This is a genomic window from Tistrella mobilis (genome assembly GCF_039634785.1).
Lineage (GTDB): Bacteria > Pseudomonadota > Alphaproteobacteria > Tistrellales > Tistrellaceae > Tistrella > Tistrella mobilis.
Genome location: NZ_JBBIAB010000002.1, coordinates 247,841 through 263,625 on the forward strand (window position 1 = coordinate 247,841; position 15,785 = coordinate 263,625).

Annotated in this window: 11 protein-coding genes; 10 read left to right on the forward strand and 1 reads right to left on the reverse strand. The window is 69.9% G+C overall.

The genetic code is table 11. From position 1 onward, the window contains the following. The first annotated feature begins 1 nt into the window (after position 1). From WI697_RS03995 to WI697_RS04035, 9 genes are all read left to right on the forward strand, one after another. Positions 2 to 2,053, forward strand: coding sequence for a vWA domain-containing protein (locus WI697_RS03995; protein WP_345957467.1), 2,052 nt, complete (start codon positions 2 to 4; stop codon positions 2,051 to 2,053). A 14-nt stretch (positions 2,054 to 2,067) separates the two neighbouring features. Continuing rightward, entirely contained in the window at positions 2,068 to 2,805 is a 738-nt protein-coding gene (locus WI697_RS04000; protein WP_385997727.1) for an ABC transporter ATP-binding protein, read from the forward strand. Next, complete coding sequence (locus tag WI697_RS04005; protein WP_345957469.1) at positions 2,802 to 4,079, forward strand: FtsX-like permease family protein; 1,278 nt, start codon at positions 2,802 to 2,804, stop codon at positions 4,077 to 4,079. Before WI697_RS04000 ends, WI697_RS04005 begins: the two co-directional genes overlap by 4 nt. 11 nt (positions 4,080 to 4,090) lie before the next feature. Further along, the gene (locus tag WI697_RS04010; protein ID WP_345957470.1) at positions 4,091 to 6,337 is read left to right on the forward strand and encodes an SUMF1/EgtB/PvdO family nonheme iron enzyme; all 2,247 of its coding nucleotides are present in this window, start codon (positions 4,091 to 4,093) and stop codon (positions 6,335 to 6,337) included. Between the two features lie 53 nt (positions 6,338 to 6,390). Then, complete coding sequence (locus tag WI697_RS04015; RefSeq protein WP_345957471.1) at positions 6,391 to 7,557, forward strand: SH3 domain-containing protein; 1,167 nt, start codon at positions 6,391 to 6,393, stop codon at positions 7,555 to 7,557. A 98-nt stretch (positions 7,558 to 7,655) separates the two neighbouring features. Next, positions 7,656 to 7,964, forward strand: coding sequence for a hypothetical protein (locus WI697_RS04020; protein WP_345957472.1), 309 nt, complete (start codon positions 7,656 to 7,658; stop codon positions 7,962 to 7,964). Between the two features lie 196 nt (positions 7,965 to 8,160). After that, on the forward strand, positions 8,161 to 10,533 hold the full coding sequence (locus tag WI697_RS04025) for a TonB-dependent receptor (protein ID WP_345957473.1): 2,373 nt from the start codon (positions 8,161 to 8,163) through the stop codon (positions 10,531 to 10,533). Positions 10,534 to 10,542: 9 nt separating this feature from the next. Beyond that, positions 10,543 to 12,336, forward strand: a complete 1,794-nt coding sequence (locus tag WI697_RS04030; RefSeq protein WP_345957474.1) for an ABC transporter ATP-binding protein — start codon at positions 10,543 to 10,545, stop codon at positions 12,334 to 12,336. Continuing rightward, the gene (locus WI697_RS04035) at positions 12,333 to 14,138 is read left to right on the forward strand and encodes an ABC transporter ATP-binding protein (protein ID WP_345957475.1); all 1,806 of its coding nucleotides are present in this window, start codon (positions 12,333 to 12,335) and stop codon (positions 14,136 to 14,138) included. The genes WI697_RS04030 and WI697_RS04035 overlap by 4 nt, the downstream gene beginning before the upstream one ends. Here WI697_RS04035 and WI697_RS04040 read toward each other — a convergent pair. After that, on the reverse strand, positions 14,096 to 14,848 hold the full coding sequence (locus tag WI697_RS04040) for a maleate cis-trans isomerase family protein (RefSeq protein WP_345957476.1): 753 nt from the start codon (positions 14,846 to 14,848) through the stop codon (positions 14,096 to 14,098). The two genes, WI697_RS04035 and WI697_RS04040, sit on opposite strands and share 43 nt — an antisense overlap. 148 nt (positions 14,849 to 14,996) lie before the next feature. Here WI697_RS04040 and WI697_RS04045 point away from each other — a divergent pair, with 148 nt between their 5' ends. Then, positions 14,997 to 15,755 (forward strand): TetR/AcrR family transcriptional regulator, encoded by a 759-nt coding sequence (locus WI697_RS04045; RefSeq protein WP_345957477.1) that lies wholly within the window; start codon positions 14,997 to 14,999, stop codon positions 15,753 to 15,755. The last annotated feature ends 30 nt before the right edge of the window (positions 15,756 to 15,785 follow it).

Below are 15,785 nucleotides of genomic sequence, written 5' to 3' on the forward strand. Positions count from 1 at the left end.
TATGACCGGATACGGATGGATAAGACGGGCGGCCAGGGGCCCGCTGGCGGCGGCACTGCTGATGGGCCTGATGGTCGCGCTGCTGCCGCCGGGCAGCGGGCGGGCGCAGGAACGCGCGCCCCTGCCCGTGGACGGCGAGACCGAATTCTATCAGCGCGTCCTGACCCTGCCGGGCGCCAGCCTGCAGGCGGCCCCCGATGCGGGCGGGCGCGTGATCGGCCGGCCGGCGGTGTTCAGCATCTATTACGTCTATGACCGCCGCCAGGCGGGCGGCCGCGACTGGGTGCAGGTCGGCGCCGATGCCTATGGCCGCGTGGATGGCTGGCTTGCCGCCGATCAGGTGCAGGACTGGTCGACCATGCTGGTGATGGAATACACCCCCGTCGGGCAGCGCCGGCCGGTGCTGTTCTTCGACGAGGCGCCGGCATTGAGTGCGGCGGTCAATGCCGCCGACCCGCAGCAGACCGTGGCCGGCCTGCTGACGGCCGCCCGCCGGGGCACCCCCGAGGGCGGGGTGGTTTCGTTCGAAGAGGCCCGCGGCGTGACCGGCGGTGTCGGATCCACCGAAGGCGGCTATCTGATGCCGATTCTGGATTTCGAGCGTACCGAGGTCGACGCGACCGGCGTTCCGGTCACCCTGCTGAAGATCGCCAGCCTGAACAGCGAGGCCGAAGCCCAGCAGCGCCGGATCGACGAGGCCAACCGCCGGACTGCCGAGGCAGAGCGCGAGAGGCGGATCAAAGAAGCGTTGCCGAAGCTCCGGATCGGCATCGTCTTCGTCGTCGACACCACGATTTCGATGGGCCCCTATATCGAACGGGTGCGCGATGCGGTGCGCGTGGCGTATGAAGAACTGCGTGCCGGCGGCCTGCTGGACCGGACCAGTTTCGGCCTGGTCGCCTTTCGCAGCGACATGAGCCGGGAACCGCAGAAATCGCGGCTGGAATACGAAACCCGGGTCTTCCAGAAGCTGGAACCCGGGGCCGATCCCGGCCGGCTGGTCGCCCGGCTGGGCGAGGTGCACGAGGCGACGGTCTCCACGCATGATTTCAGCGAGGATGCGGTCGCGGGGCTGTACGAAGCGATCACCGACATGTCGTGGGACAGCTTCGATGCGCGCTTCGTGATCCTGGTGACCGATGCCGGGGCGCTGCGGGGCAATGATCCGCGAGCGAAATATCAGGGGGTGGATATCCTGAACATCCGCGAACTGGCCGCGCAGAAGAATATCGGCCTGTTTCCGGTACATCTGATCTCGGCCGAAGCCGAACGCGCCGGGAATGTGGCGGGTGCGCGCCAGCAGTATCAGGTGCTTGGCCAGGCAGATGGACTGACGAATTATTATACCGCCGTGCCAGCGGCTTCCGTGGATGAATTTCTTCTGAAAGCGTCACGAATCACCTCGGTCATCGCCGACACGGTGAACAACCTGGACAAGGGAAAGCTGACCCCGGAGGTCGATCTGCCCTTGAATCCGGACCCGGAGACGGTCGATATCGGCAAGCTGATCGCCAATCACATGTTCAACGCCGAGCAGCGTTATATCGGCCGGATCGAAAACAACAAGGTGCCGCAGTTCTTCGCGGCCTGGGCCTCGGACAAGGATCTGCAGGATCCCGACCGTCTGGCGCTGAAGGTGTCGGTGTTCCTGACCCGCAACCAGTTGAACGAGCTGGGCCAGCGGCTGGATGCGATCATCGCCCAGGCCAAGGCGGCCTCGACCAGCCCCGAGACCTTTTTCGACCTGCTGCAGAGCCTGGCGGCCGCCACCGCCCAGGATCCCGGCCGCCACGGCGCCGATTATCGCAGCATCGCCGAACTGGGGCTGCTGCCGGCCTATCTGTCGCGGCTGCCCTATACGACCGAGCTGCTGGACATGCGCCCTGCCGACTGGCTGAACAAGGGTTTCACCGGCCAGCAGGCGGTGATCGACGAGCTGATCTACAAATCGACCAGCTATCGCGACATCGCGGCATCGGATGTGTGGAAGGATCTGGGGGCGGGCGATCGCGGCCTGGAGGTCCACGCGGTTCCCTTCAGCCTGTTACCCTGATGACGGCCGGGTCGCTGTTCGATCTTGCAGGTGTGGTGGTGCAGCGGCGGTCGGGCACCGCGGTCTTCGAGGTGGAGATCGGCCGGATCACGCTGGAGCAGGGCGAGGTGGTGGCGGTGACGGGGCCCAGCGGCTGCGGCAAAAGCACGCTGCTGGACGTTCTGGCCTTCATCCTGCCGCCGCTTCAGGTGGCCGGGCGCTTCCTGTTCCGGCCGCGCCGGGGGCCGCTGGTGGATGTCTGGGGCCTGGCGCGGCGCCGCGGGATGGATCCGCTGACGGTGCTGCGCCGGCGCCATGTCGGCTATGTGCCGCAGGTGGGCGGGCTGCTGCCCTTTCTGGACGTGCGCCGCAATGTGATGCTGAGCCCGGCCCTGCTGGGCCAGACGGACGACCGCCAGGTGCTGGCGCTGGTGGAGCGGCTGGGCATCACCCCGCAGCTGGCCAAACGCCCGGCGGATCTGTCTGTGGGGGAACGCCAGCGGGTGGCGATCGCCCGCGCCCTGGCCCATGGCCCCGATGTGGTGATCGCCGACGAGCCGACCGCGGCACTGGACCCGGCGAATGCCGATCTGGTGCTGGAGCTGTTCGTGGAAGAGGCACGGCGCAACGGCGTGACCGCGATCATCGCCACCCATGACTGGGACCGGGTGGAGCGGATGGGCCTGCGCCGCATCCACCACCGGATGGTCGATGCCGGCCTTGACGGCGCCCGGGCGGAGGGGGCAGCGGTGCGCGCCCGGTTCGACACATGACGGCGCGGCGCCCCGTCCCCCCCCTTCCCCCGCTATCCCTGGCCGGCCGGCTGGCCGAAACCCTGCGGCTGACCCTGCTGACGGCGGGGCTGGCGCTGCGCGACATCCGCCTGGATCTGCGGCTGACGCTGTGCATGGCACTGGCCATGGCGGCGGTGCTGGCGCCGCTGCTGGTGCTGTTCGGCCTGAAATTCGGCATCGTCAGCAGCATGCGCGACCAGTTGCGCAACAATGCCCAGATGCGCGAGCTGCGGCCCATCGGCCAGTACCGGCTGGACGACGCCTGGTTCGCGGCACTGGCGGCACGTCCGGATGTGGCCTTTCTGGCGCCGAACACCCGCTATCTGACCACCTCCATCCAGTTGCGCGGGCCCGATGGCGGGGCGCGGGTAGAGGTGGAGCTGATCCCGACCCGTGCCGGCGATCCGCTGTTTCCCGAGGACATTGCGGTTCCGATCCGCCCGCTCGACGTGGTGTTGAGCCAGCGTGCGGCCGAGAAACTGCGGCTGGCGCCGGGGGATGTGGCAGGCGCCACCATCGGCCGGATCATGGACGAACAGCGCGAGGCGGTGCGCCCCGAGTTGACGGTGACCGGGGTGCTGCCGGTGGCCGCCTTCGAGCGCGACGCGGCCTTCGTGCCCATCGAGCTGCTGCTGGCGACCGAGGATTACCGCGAAGGCTATGCAGCCCCCCTGATCGGCGGCGAGGGCCGGCCCCTGCCCGAGGGGCCACGCAGTTTCGCGAGCTTCCGGATCTATGCCGGCGATATCGACCAGGTCGAAGGGCTGCGCGACCATCTGGCGCTGCTGCACATCGACACCCAGACCCGGCTGTACGACATCCGCCTGATCCAGCGCTTCGATGCCGGGCTGACCATCATCTTCCTGGTGGTCGCGGGGCTGGGCGGCGGCGGCTATCTGGTCAGCCTGGGGGTGAGCCAGGTGGCGGCGATGGAGACCAAGACCCGCCAGTTCGGCCTGTTGCGACTGGTGGGGTTCAGCTCGGCCGCGATCGGCCTGTTTCCGCTGATCCATGCGGTGGTCACCGCACTTGCCGGGTCGGCACTGGCCATCGGGCTCTATTACCTGATGGAACCGGTGATCAACAACGTGTTCCGGAACCAGCTGGCGCTGGACGGGGTGATCTGCCGGATCACCGGCACCCATCTGGCGATCGCGGTGGCCGGGTCGGCTGCGGCCGCGCTTCTGGCCTCGATGGCCGCGGCCCGGCGCGCCATGCGGGTTCCGCCGGCCGAGGGATTGCGCGATCAATGACGGAGAGCTTCATGTCGGGGTTACGGGCGATCATCGCTGCTGCAGCCGCTGCGGCTCTTGGCGCCGCGGCGGTCATTCCGCCGGCCGCAGCGGCCACCGCCGCAGGCGGGGGGGAGGCCGCGGCCGGCATCTGGTGCCGGATCGACGACCCGGCCGCCACGGCGGATGCCGTGGCGGCGGCGGGCATCAATGTCAGGGAGATCGATGCCCGGTTCACCTGCCCTGCGGCCGCGCCTGCGCTCAGCCTGCCGGACGAGCTGATCCTGCCCATGCCCTGCGACCGCCGGATGGTGTTCCGCAAGGTGACGTTCAACCTGGCCCATATTCTGGACAATGTGGAGGCGCATCTGGGCATGGTGGTGCCCCAACAGGGGGTGCAGCCCACCGTCCAGGCGACGAACGGTGCCTGGACGGCGCCGGTCAGCGGCGGGTTCAGCGACGGCACCGACGATGGCGGGCGGCTGATCCGCCGGGCCTTCTATATCGGCAAATACGAGGTGACGGCGCCGCAATACGCCGTGTTCACCGGCGGTGCGGTCACCTGCGCCGACGCGCAGACGGCCGCCGCCGGGGTGAAGGCGACCCGGGTTCAGCCGGCGACGCGGGTCAACTGGCTGGACGCGATCAATTTCGCCGATGCCTATTCGCAATGGTTGTTGCAGGAAGACGCCGGGATGCGGGCGAAGGGCAAGCCGGCCCTGCTGCCGTGGGAGGAAAGCGCCCCCGGCTTCGTGCGTCTGCCGACCGAAGCGGAATGGGAATTCGCCGCCCGCGGTGGCCATGCCGGGGCCGACACGCAGAATGCCGCGCTGCCGGATATGCGCGAGGCCACCGGCCGGGTGGTGCCCGGCCGGCTGGACCAGATCGCCAGCCTGCGCGACAGCCAGTCGCCCCCACCCAGGGGCGAGGCGGTCTATCCGGTGGGACGGCGGGCACCCAATCTTCTGGGGTTGTACGACGTGGTCGGCAATGCCGATGAAATCATGCTCGACCTGTTCCGGCCGATGCGGCCGGACGCGCCCGGCGGGCAGATCGGCGGTTTTCTGGTGAAGGGCGGCAATGCATCGGACGCGGCCGACCGGGTGGGGGTTGGGGCACGACGCGAGGTGCCGCTTTATCTGGACGGCCGGCCGCTGCGCAGCGCCGAGACCGGTTTCCGCCTGGTGATCTCGGCCCCCGTTTTCATGGCCAAGCGCGACGACAACTGGCGACCGCTGTCCGGCAATCCGGATCTGGACGAACAGCTGCGTCGCGCCTTCGCCTTGATCGACCGGAGGGGCAGCGATGTGCCCGGCGCCGCCGATCAGGCCCGGGCCATGGACGAACTGCGCCGCCTGCAGGAGCAGAGCGCCGCCGACCGGAAAGCGGCCGAGGCGGCGCAGCAGCGCGCCGATGCCCTGCAGGCAGAACTGGAGCAGGCAAAGGCCGCCCAGGCGCGGCTGGGGGCGCTGACGGCCGAACATGCCCGCGCGCGCGACGAGATCGCCGGGCTGAAGGCGGCGCTGGACCGGGCGCAGGCCGAGGGCGCGGGGCGGGCGCAAAGCGATGCCCGGCTGGCGGCGCTGCAGGCGACCTATGACCAGGCGGTCGAGCGCAACCGCGCCCTGCAGGCCGAGCTGAGCCGCGCACAGGCGGCCGCCGCGCCCCCGACGCAGACGGCGGCCGCGACGGCCGATCCGGGCGCACGCCTGGCCGGGCTGGAGGCCGATTACCGGCAGGTTCTGGCCCGCAATGCCGAGATCACCGGCAGCCTGGACAGCGTGCGCCGGCAGCTGACGGCGGCCTCTGTCGAGGCGGAGCGGGGTGCGCGCGATGTCCGGCGGGAACGGGTGCGGTCGGCGGCATTGACCATCTCGGCGATCAACATGACCGAACGCATGATCCGCTCGGCCACCGGGCTGGCCGATCGGGCCCGGGCCAATCTGGGCGGCCTGCCCGCCGCCGATCGGGCGGCTGCGGAAGCCAATCTGGCCGAGATCGCGCGGCGGATCGCCGTGCTGGAAGACACCAACCGCGCGCAGTTCCGCTTCTATCTGGGCGTCGTGCTGTCGCTGGGGCGCGGCACGGCCGAAGGGGTGGCCGACGCGGTGGCGGCGGTGCGGGCCGATCTGGCCGCCCAGGGGGTGGTGGTGCTGGATCAGGCGGTGGCGCTGGTGGAACGGCATCTGGGTGCGGCGGTGCAGGCGGGGGGTGCGCTGCCCGAAGCGGTGACGGAGCGCTGGCGCGACGACATTACGGCAGTGGGGCGGACATCATGACGCGGATGGGCTGTCGGGCAATGACTGCGCATCAGCAGAGGGAGACCAAGGGCATGAAGACGAGACTGCGAGACGCGCGCGGCGCCGGGAAAACGGCCGGGCGGGCCGGTCTGGTGGCGGTGACGGTCGCCGCTCTGGCGATGCAGGGCTGCGTGACCACAGGGGTGCGCAGCACCTATAGCGATCCTGCGGACGCATGCTCGGCCCGGCGGGAGCCGATGATCCAGATGGTCGAGAAGTTCAACGAGCCGATCGTGAAGGGGGCCGCGACCGGTGCTCTGGTTGGGGCGCTGGCGGGGGCGCTGATCTCTCACAACAGCGGCGGCAGGGTCAATCCGCTGGCGGTTCTGGGCGGTGCGGCCGTGGGTGGCGCGCTGGGCGCCGGGGCCGGCTATCTGCAGGCGAAGCAGGATCAGGCATCCAGCCGGGAAGAGCTGCTGTCATCAGTGGATGCCGATGCCCGGCTGTACGGCGCGCGCAGCAGCACCCTGCGCAATTCGATCACCAATCTTTACGACTGCCGGCGCAGCCAGATCGCGAAGGTCACCGAACAGTTCAGCTCCGGCATTCTGTCGGGCCCGCAGGCCAAGGCAGAGTTGACCCGGATCCAGACCGCGATCGCGGCCGATGACGAGCTGCTGAACAAGGCGCTCGGCACCTCGGAAAAGCGGGTGGTGGAGATCGCCTCGGCCCGTGCCAGCGCCGGCGGCTACAGCAGCGCCGACGCCTATCTGGGCCAGGCGGCAAGCTGGACGCCGCAGGTCGGATGGGCTGATCCCGACGCGGCGACGCCGGCGGGCGTGACCACGATGTATTCCCGCGGCAGCGTGAATGTCCGCAGCGGACCGTCGACCGGCAACGCGGTGATCGGCGGGTTGAGCCAGGGCCAGGAGGTTCGGGTGACCGGCCGGGCCGGCAATGGCAACCGCTGGGCCGAGGTGGCCCTGGGCGACCAGACCGGCTATGTCCTGGCCTCGCTGCTGGCCGATCAGCCGGTTGCGGCGGCATCGGCCCCGGCGGCACCGGTGGAGAAAGAGGACGACACCCCCGCGAGGCCCGCGCTGACGCCGGCCAAAGCGGTGATCGTCAACGCACCGCCGGCGGCGGAAAACCCCGCCCAGGCCATGGTGCTGGAGCAGAAGCAGACCGAGGCGATGGCCCGCAGCCTCAGCCAGCGCACCTCTCAGGATCTGGCGATGGCGCTGGATCTGGTCGGCTGATCCGGGCGGGGTGATCCGGGGCCGGGTGCCATCGGTTCAGGGGGCGCCCGGCCCCTCCGATCGTTCAACACCGATGTGGTTTCGGCTGGAGGTATGCAGTGATCGTCTTCCTGCGATGGCTGTTCCTGATCCTTGGTATCGTCTTCCTGGCATCGGCACTGTTTTTATGGATCGTGTCGATGTTCATGGTCGACATGTTGCCGCCGGTGCTGGGGCTGCGCATGGCGTCTCTGGCCCCGCTGGTACTGGTGGGACTGGCGCTGCTGGTGCCGGGCCTGCTGCTCTGCCTTGTGTCGACCCGCCGCCGGCAGCTGCCCCTGGCATCGGGCCGCGGCCGCGCTGGTGGTCGGCCCCGCCCGCCGGTCGGCGGTGGCCGCAGCCCGAGGGGGCGGCTCGACCGGCTCTGACCGGTCGCGGGCTCATGACCTGCCTCATGTCCGAAAATCCCGGACCATTAACGTCAGGGTTCCCGCCCTGCCGGACGTCTTTCCCTTCAGACGGGATGATGCATCCGGGAAAGGAACCAGCGGGATCATGGACAGCCAGCGGGATGTAGACGGCCAGCGGAGCCGGGGCAGGCCTTCGAAAGCCGGAGCGGCGGGCGTGGTGTGCCCGATCGTGCTGGGGGTGTGGGCGGCGACGGCGATGATGGCCGGCAGCGCGATGACGGGGACGGCCCAGGCCCAGGCGCTGGCCGACCCGGCAGCGGCACGACCCCTGAGCTTCCCCGCCCGGCCACTGGCCGAGGCGCTTGCCGATCTGGGCGCCCAGACCGGGCTGGACGTGGTCTATCCGACCGATCTGGTTACGGGGCGGACTTCGGCGGCCGTTCAGGGGGTGATGTCCCCGGCCGAGGCGCTGCAGCGCATGCTGGCCGGAACCGGGCTGGAAGCGGCGGCGGTGGCCGGTGGCGGGATCACGCTCCGCCAGGTGAGCGGCACGGTGCCCGCCGCCGCGGTGACGCTGGACGCGCTGACCGTGACCGCCCAGAAGCGGGAGCAGACACCCGACGAGGTGCCCTTCGCCATGACCGTACTGCCGCGGGTGGAGCTGGAAGAGGCCGGCATCGGCACGGTGGGTGACCTGTCGCGGGCGGTCCCCAGCGTCGAGATCGCCGACAACCTTCAGTCGCGGCGCTACAGCACCTTCACCATCCGGGGCCTGGGCGATCGCACCTTCAACCCCGATTCCGCCTCGGTCGGCGTCTATGTCGACGAGGTGTTCCGGCCGGTGACCGCGGCCGAGATGGACCTTCTGGATGTCGAGCAGGTCGAGGTGCTGAAAGGCCCGCAGGGCACGCTTTACGGCCGCAATTCGATCGGCGGCGCGATCAACGTCACCACCCGCAACCCGTCGATGACCGGGACGGAAGCCGAGCTGGAACTGGGTGTCGGCGACTATGCCGCAAAGGAGGCGCGGCTCTATCTGGGGGCGCCGCTGGTCAGGGACAGGCTGGCCGGCAGCGTCACCGTGGCCCTGCGCGATCGTGACGGCTATGTCGACAACACCGCACCCGGCAAGGGTGAGCTTGATCCGCTGCGCAGCGAAGCGGTGCGCCTGAAGCTGGTCGCTACCCCCAATGACCGGCTGCGGCTGGAACCGGTGATCGCCTATACCAACGAGACCGGCGGCTCTCCCTTGCCGCTGCTGTCGACGGGCCTGCCCGGCAAGCGCAAGATCTATGACGAGGGTGATTTCCGCTCGGTGCGGGAGCGGACCGATCTGTCGCTCCGGGCATCCTGGCAGGCGAGCGACGATCTGGAGCTGACCTCGATCACCGCCTTCGCACAGACCCGCGATGTGCTGGAAACCTCCAACGCCACGGCCGGTTTCGGCCGTCTGCCGGGGTCTTATGGCGACGAGGCGGAGCGGACGAAGGAAATCTCGCAGGAAATCCGTCTCTCGACCCCGGATGACGGACGGCGGGTCTACTGGACGCTGGGCGGCACCTGGTACCGGACCAGCTATGACAACCGGTACGACTATTACGATGTCTTCGACACCTATACCAGCCAGACGATCACCACGGCCGATTACGACATCGAAGGCTACGCCGCCTTCGCCGATGTCGCCTGGCGGGCGACCGACCGGCTGACCTTCACCCTCGGCGGGCGCTACACCCACGAGGAGAAGGAGCTGACCCTGGACGATTACGGCAGTTATTTCGGCCTGGAAGGCCGGGCGATCGAGCATCAGCAGGGCAGTTTCGTCGCTTTCAGCCCGGCAATCTCGGCCCGCTATGCCGTCACGCCCGACATCACCGCCTATGCCCGTATCGCCCATGGCTTCAAGCCGGGTGGTTTTGTGGTCTACGGGCTGGGCGACCCGATCGCCGGCACGAAGAACACCGGTTTCGCGTCCGAAACCGCAGTGACCTACGAGATCGGCATGAAGAGCCATCTGTTCGATCAGCGGCTGGATCTGGACGTGGCGCTCTATCACAGCGACGTCACCGACCAGCAGTACCAGACCTTTGACGGCGCCACCCTGCAATTCCTCTACGACAATGCCGATGTCCGGATCTGGGGGGCGGAGGTCCAGGCCCGCGCCTGGATCACCGACCGTTTCGACGTCTCGGCGGCGCTGGGGCTGATCGATGCCGAGTATACCGCCGAGGAGGTGTCGGGCATCCGGGCCAGGGGCAAGAAGGTCCAGCAGGTGCCGGATTACGACCTGAACCTGGCGGCGCGCTATGTCCAGCCGCTGGAGGACGGGATGGATCTGGTCGGCCGGGCGGAATGGGCCCTGACCGGGCGGAGCTATTTCGACGTCGGCAACACCATCTCTCAGTCGCCCTATTCGGTGGTCAATCTGCGCCTGGGGCTCGAAACGCCGCGCTGGGATCTGGCGGCTTATGTCCGCAATGTCTTCGACGAGGATTACGCCCAGTGGGGCTATGTCGAGGCATCCCCCCGCGCCGCCTGGTATATGGGCCCGCCCCGGACCTTCGGTGTCCGCGGCCGGCTGAAGTTCTGAGGCAGACCAATGGGCGCGGTGCAAAGCGCGGTCCGGCTTCTGCGCCGCCTGCTGGCTTTTGCAGGCGGGCGGCGCTACCGGTTGTGGCTGGCGGTGGCGCTGGCGGCGCTGGCGGCGATCACCGGCCTGGCGCCGGCGGTCGCGGTCGGCCGGGCGGTGGCGATTGCGGCCGATCCCGCCGCCATGGATGCGGTCGGGCTGGCCGGTCCGGTCCTGCTGCTGGTGCTGGCCATGCCGATGCGCTGGATCCTGATGCTGGCGGCAAGCGGGCTGTCGCATGCCGTCGCCTATGACGTGATCCACGGCTTCCGTCTGGCGGTGGTCGAGGCGCTGGGCCGGCTGCCGCTCGCCCGCGTGGGGGCCGAGGGATCGGGCGCGCTGCGCAAGGCGCTGCACGAGGATCTGGATCGGATCGAGCTGGTGGTCGGCCATCAGACGGTGGATGCGGCGGGCGCCATTGCCGCCCCCCTCGCCGCGGTGGCGCTGATCGCCTGGATCGACCCGATGATGGCGCTGGCCGCGGTGGTCACCCTGCCGGCGGCCTTCTGGTTCCAGAAGGCGATGTGGCGCGGCATCGACGATGTGGTGCTGCGCTATGTGATGGCGGCCGGGGCCATGAACGGCGCGATGGTCGAACATATCCGGGGCATGGCGGTGGTGAAATCGGTTGCCGGCCGCGGCGGCACGGTTGGCGATCTGGCCGCGAGAGTCCGGGCCTATGGCGAGGCGATGACCGCCATGGGGGCGGCGATCACCGGCCGCTGGACCGGGTTCCGCGTGGCGCTGGGCGCAGGTCTTGCGGTGATGCTGCCGGTGGCGCTGTGGCGCCATGCGGGCGGTGCGATCACCCTGCCCGAGATGGTGCTGGTGCTGATGGCCGGGATCGGCGTCGCCCAGCCGCTGCTGGCGCTGACCACGCTCGCATCCCTGCTCAAGCTGCTGGAGGCGGGGCTGGCGGCGCCGCTGGCCCTGATCGACACCCCCGTGACACCCGGGCGCCCCGATGTGCCTGCGGGGTTGGAGCCCTGTCTTCGCTACGAGGCGGTGGGGCTGGACCGCGACGGGCGGACGGTGCTCGACGATGTCGGCGTCGAGGTGCCGGCCGGGCATTTCGTCGCCCTGGTCGGCCCGAGCGGGGCCGGCAAGACCACGCTTGCCGAGATGGCCGCGCGCTTCGCCGACCCCGATCGCGGCCGCGTGACCATCGGCGGTGTCGATCTGGCCGGGCTGGAGCCCGAGGCGGTGGGACGGCTGGTGTCGATCCTGACCCAGGAGGTGCAGCTGCTGAACGACAGTGTCGCCGGCAATCTGCGCCTGGCCCGCCCGGATGCGACGCCGGCCGGGATGGCCGCCGCTGCGCGCGCGGCCGGCATCCACGAGGTGATCATGCGCCTGCCCCGGGGCTATGACACGCCGCTTGGTGAACGCGGCCAGCGGCTGTCGGGCGGAGAGCGCCAGCGCCTGGCGCTGGCCCGGGCGTTGCTCCGCGATGCGCCGGTGCTGGTGCTGGACGAGGCGACGGCCCATGCCGACCCCGAGACCGAGGCCGCGATCCTGGCGGCGCTTCGCCGCCTGCGCGGTCGGACCACCATCCTGGCGGTCGCCCATCGCCTGGCGACCATTGCCGATGCCGACCGGATCGTGGTGCTGGCGGGTGGCCGGGTGGTCGATCAGGGCCGCCATGACGAATTGCTGGCGCGCTGCCCGCTTTATGCCGGGATGTGGCGGACCGAGACGGCGGCACGTGGCTGGCGGCTGCGGGCGGCCCCCGATGGAACCGGGGATGGAGAGCACCGGCCATGATGTTTGCAGCCGTGAAACTGGTGCTGGATGAGGCCCCGGCGGCGGAGCGGCGGCGGCTCTGGCGCGGCATCGCCTGGACGGTGGCCGAGGGGCTGGCCGCGGCGGTGCCCTTCCTGGTGCTGTACCGGGCGGTCGCCGATGCGGTGACCGGCCCCCTCGACGGATTGCGGATCCTGTGGGTTGCGGGGCTGATGGTGGCGGCGCTGGCGGTGCAGTGGTTCTGCGGCGTGCGCGCCGGCCACGAGGTTCACGGCGCGGTCTATGCGATGACCGCCGGGCTGCGCCTGCGGCTGATCGCCCATCTGGACCGGCTGCCGCTTGGCCTGTTCGTAACCCGGCGGGTGGGTGATCTGGCCGATGCCGCCACCGACAAGGTCCAGCTGCTGGAACAGATGCTGACCCAGGCGCTGGGGCAGCTGGTGGCGATGATCGCGGTACCGGCCGTGGTGCTGGCTCTGGTATTGGCGATCGATCCGCTCTCGGCCCTGATACTGGCTCTGGGGCCGCCGGCCGGCCTGCTCGCCAGCCGCTGGCTGGAGAGGGCCTTCACCGGCGGCGCCGCGCGGCGTCTGGCCCTGGCGGCGGAGGCCGGCGCCCTTTTGGTGGAACATGTCCAGGCGCTGAAGGCGATCCGGATCTTCGCCGCCGGCCGGGCCCGGGAAGGCCGGGTCGCGGCCGCCTTCGGCCGGCTGCGCGACCTGTCGATCGGGGTCGAGATGCGCGCCGGCATCGCCCTTGGTCTGTTCGCGGTGATGACGGAGCTTGCCTTCGTCGTGCTGGTGGCGGTGGATCTGGAACGCGCGCTGTCGGGCGGCCTCGGTCTTGCCGGTTTTGCAACCCTGATGATCCTGGCGATGCGCTGGTACGATGCCCTGACCCGGGCCGCCGTCCACCGCGTGCAGATGCTCTATATGGGCCGGGGGGCGGAGAGGGTGCGGGATCTGCTGGCGCTGGCGCCCATGCCGGTTCTGTCGGGGCCCGACAGGTCGACGCCCGGGACATCTCCGCCTGCGCCTGACCTTGACCCCGACATCCGGTTCGAGGGGGTGAGCTTCGGTTATGACGGCCCCCGGGGGCCGATGGTGCTGGAAGACATCTCGCTCAGCGTGCCGGCCGGCGGTTTCGTGGCCCTGGTCGGCCCGTCCGGCGCCGGCAAGTCGACACTGGTCGAGCTGATCGCCCGCTTCCACGATGTCACCGCCGGCCGGATTCTGCTGGGCGGTGTCGACATCCGCTGCCTGCCGCCCGAAGCCCTGGCGGCGCGGATCTCGATGGTGTTTCAGGATGTCTGGCTGTTCGATCTCAGCATCCGCGACAATATTCGCCTGGGCCGTCCCGATGCGTCGGATGCCGATGTGGAGGCCGCCGCCCGCGCGGCGGCGGCCCATGACTTCATCCTGACCCTGCCCGAAGGCTATGACACCCGGGCGGGCGAGGGTGGCCAGCGGCTGTCGGGCGGAGAACGCCAGAGGATCTCGATCGCCCGCGCCCTGCTGGCCGACGCCCCTGTCCTGCTGCTCGACGAGGCCACCGCGGCGCTGGATGCCGCCAATGCCGCCGCGGTCCAGGCGGGGCTGGACCAGCTGGTCCGGGACCGCACGCTGGTGGTGATCGCCCACAACCTGGCCAGCGTCACCGCCGCCGACCAGATCGTGGTCCTGGACGGCGGCCGGATCGTGGAACGCGGCCGCCATGACGCGCTTCTGGCCCTCGGCGGCCGCTATGCGGCACTCTGGCGGGCAGAGCGCGCGGCGGAGGATCAGCCGGCCGCGGCGTCTGCGGTGAGCGGCCCCGGATCGTAGCCGAGCCGGCGCAGCATGCTGCGCGCGGTGCATTCGGCGGTGGAGGTGACCGGCTTGCCGAGCGTCCGGCCCGCCGCCTGCAGCACGTCGAAACTGGGCATCTGGACGCAGGCCGACATCACCACGCAATCGGCCCCCGCGGTATCCAGGTCGCCCAGGGCGGCAAGCAGCCGGTCGCCGGGGATGCGGCCGACCTCCTGATTGTCGGTCACGCCGAAATTGCGGTAGTCCACCACCTCGATGCCTTCGGCCGCGACATAATCGGCGACGATGCGGGCCAGGCCGTCGGCATAGGGCATCAGCAGCGACACCCGCCGGTGGCCCATCCGGGTGAGTTCGTCGCACAGCGCGCCGGCCGAGGTCACCACCGGAAAGGGGCGCCCGCCTTCGGCGGCGATGGCGCCGAGGGCGGCTTCGGAGCGGCGGTGATAGCCCGGACCCATCGCCATGATCGCGACCAGGCAGGCATAGCCGGCGACATCGATCGGCGCATCCGAGAGTTCGGCGGCACAGCGGCGGCTGTCGGCATCCATCGCCGCCAGCTCGTCCATGGTCACGTGTTTCATGCGCATGCGCGAGGCGTGGAAGGTGAAGCGCAGATCGTCGCGCGCCGCCGACCAGCGGTTCAGGAAGGCGGGGATCTCGGTTTCCATGGTGGTGTTGGAACTGGGCACGATCTGCCCGATCCGGTGGATCCTGGGGGTGGTCATCGGTCATCCTTCGCAGGCTTTGGGGGGCAGGTCGTCAGACGCTGCCGCAGGGTTTCTGACGCAGGCGCAGGAAAGGCGATGCGTGTGTGCGCTGCGGCGTGATAGGAAAAGGACAGTCATCGAGGATCGACGAAGGAGAGGCAGGCGCATGGCCAGGACGGCGAAGGCCGCGACGAACGGAACGCCCGAGGCGCCGGAGACGCAGACCACCGATGCCCCGCGCGACATGCGCAAGGCGCTGGTCGAGAAGCAGATCATGGAGCAGGCCTGCATCCTGTTCGCCCGCAAGGGCTTCGACGGCACCACGCTGACCGATGTCGCCGATGCCGTCGGCCTGACCCGTGCGGCGGTCTATTACTATTTCCGCAACAAGGAAGCGCTGCTGGAGGCGATCGTGGTCGAGGCGACCGCGGCGCCGCTGGCGGAAAGCGCCGCCTGGCGCGAGACGGCGCCCGAGGACCCGGTCGAGCGGCTGCGCAGCTTCGTCGAGATGCGGGTGCGGGGCGTGCTCACCCGTCAGCTCAAGATGCGGATGATCGAAGTGACCGAGGCCGTGCTGCCGCCCGATATGGCCGCGCGCCATATCGAGGCGAAGCGCCGGGTGCTGGCGGAATACCGCGCCATCCTGCGCGAGGGCATGGAGGCGGGGGCGTTCCGGGCCCAGGACGAACGCGTGGCCGCACTCGCGATCATCGGCATGGTGAACTGGACGGTGAACTGGTTCGCCCCCGGCCGTGGTGCCGATCTCGCCGCCGTGGCGCGGCAGATCGCCGACATGGCGGTCCAATCGGTGATCTCGGCGCGCAGCGACCGCAACCGGCTGTCGGACCCGAAGGCCGCGCTGGCGGCGCTGCGCGACGATGTCGAACAGCTGGCTTTGCTGCTGGCGGCCGATCGCAAGGGCTGATCCGCGGGTTCTTTCTGGATCGCTCCCCCC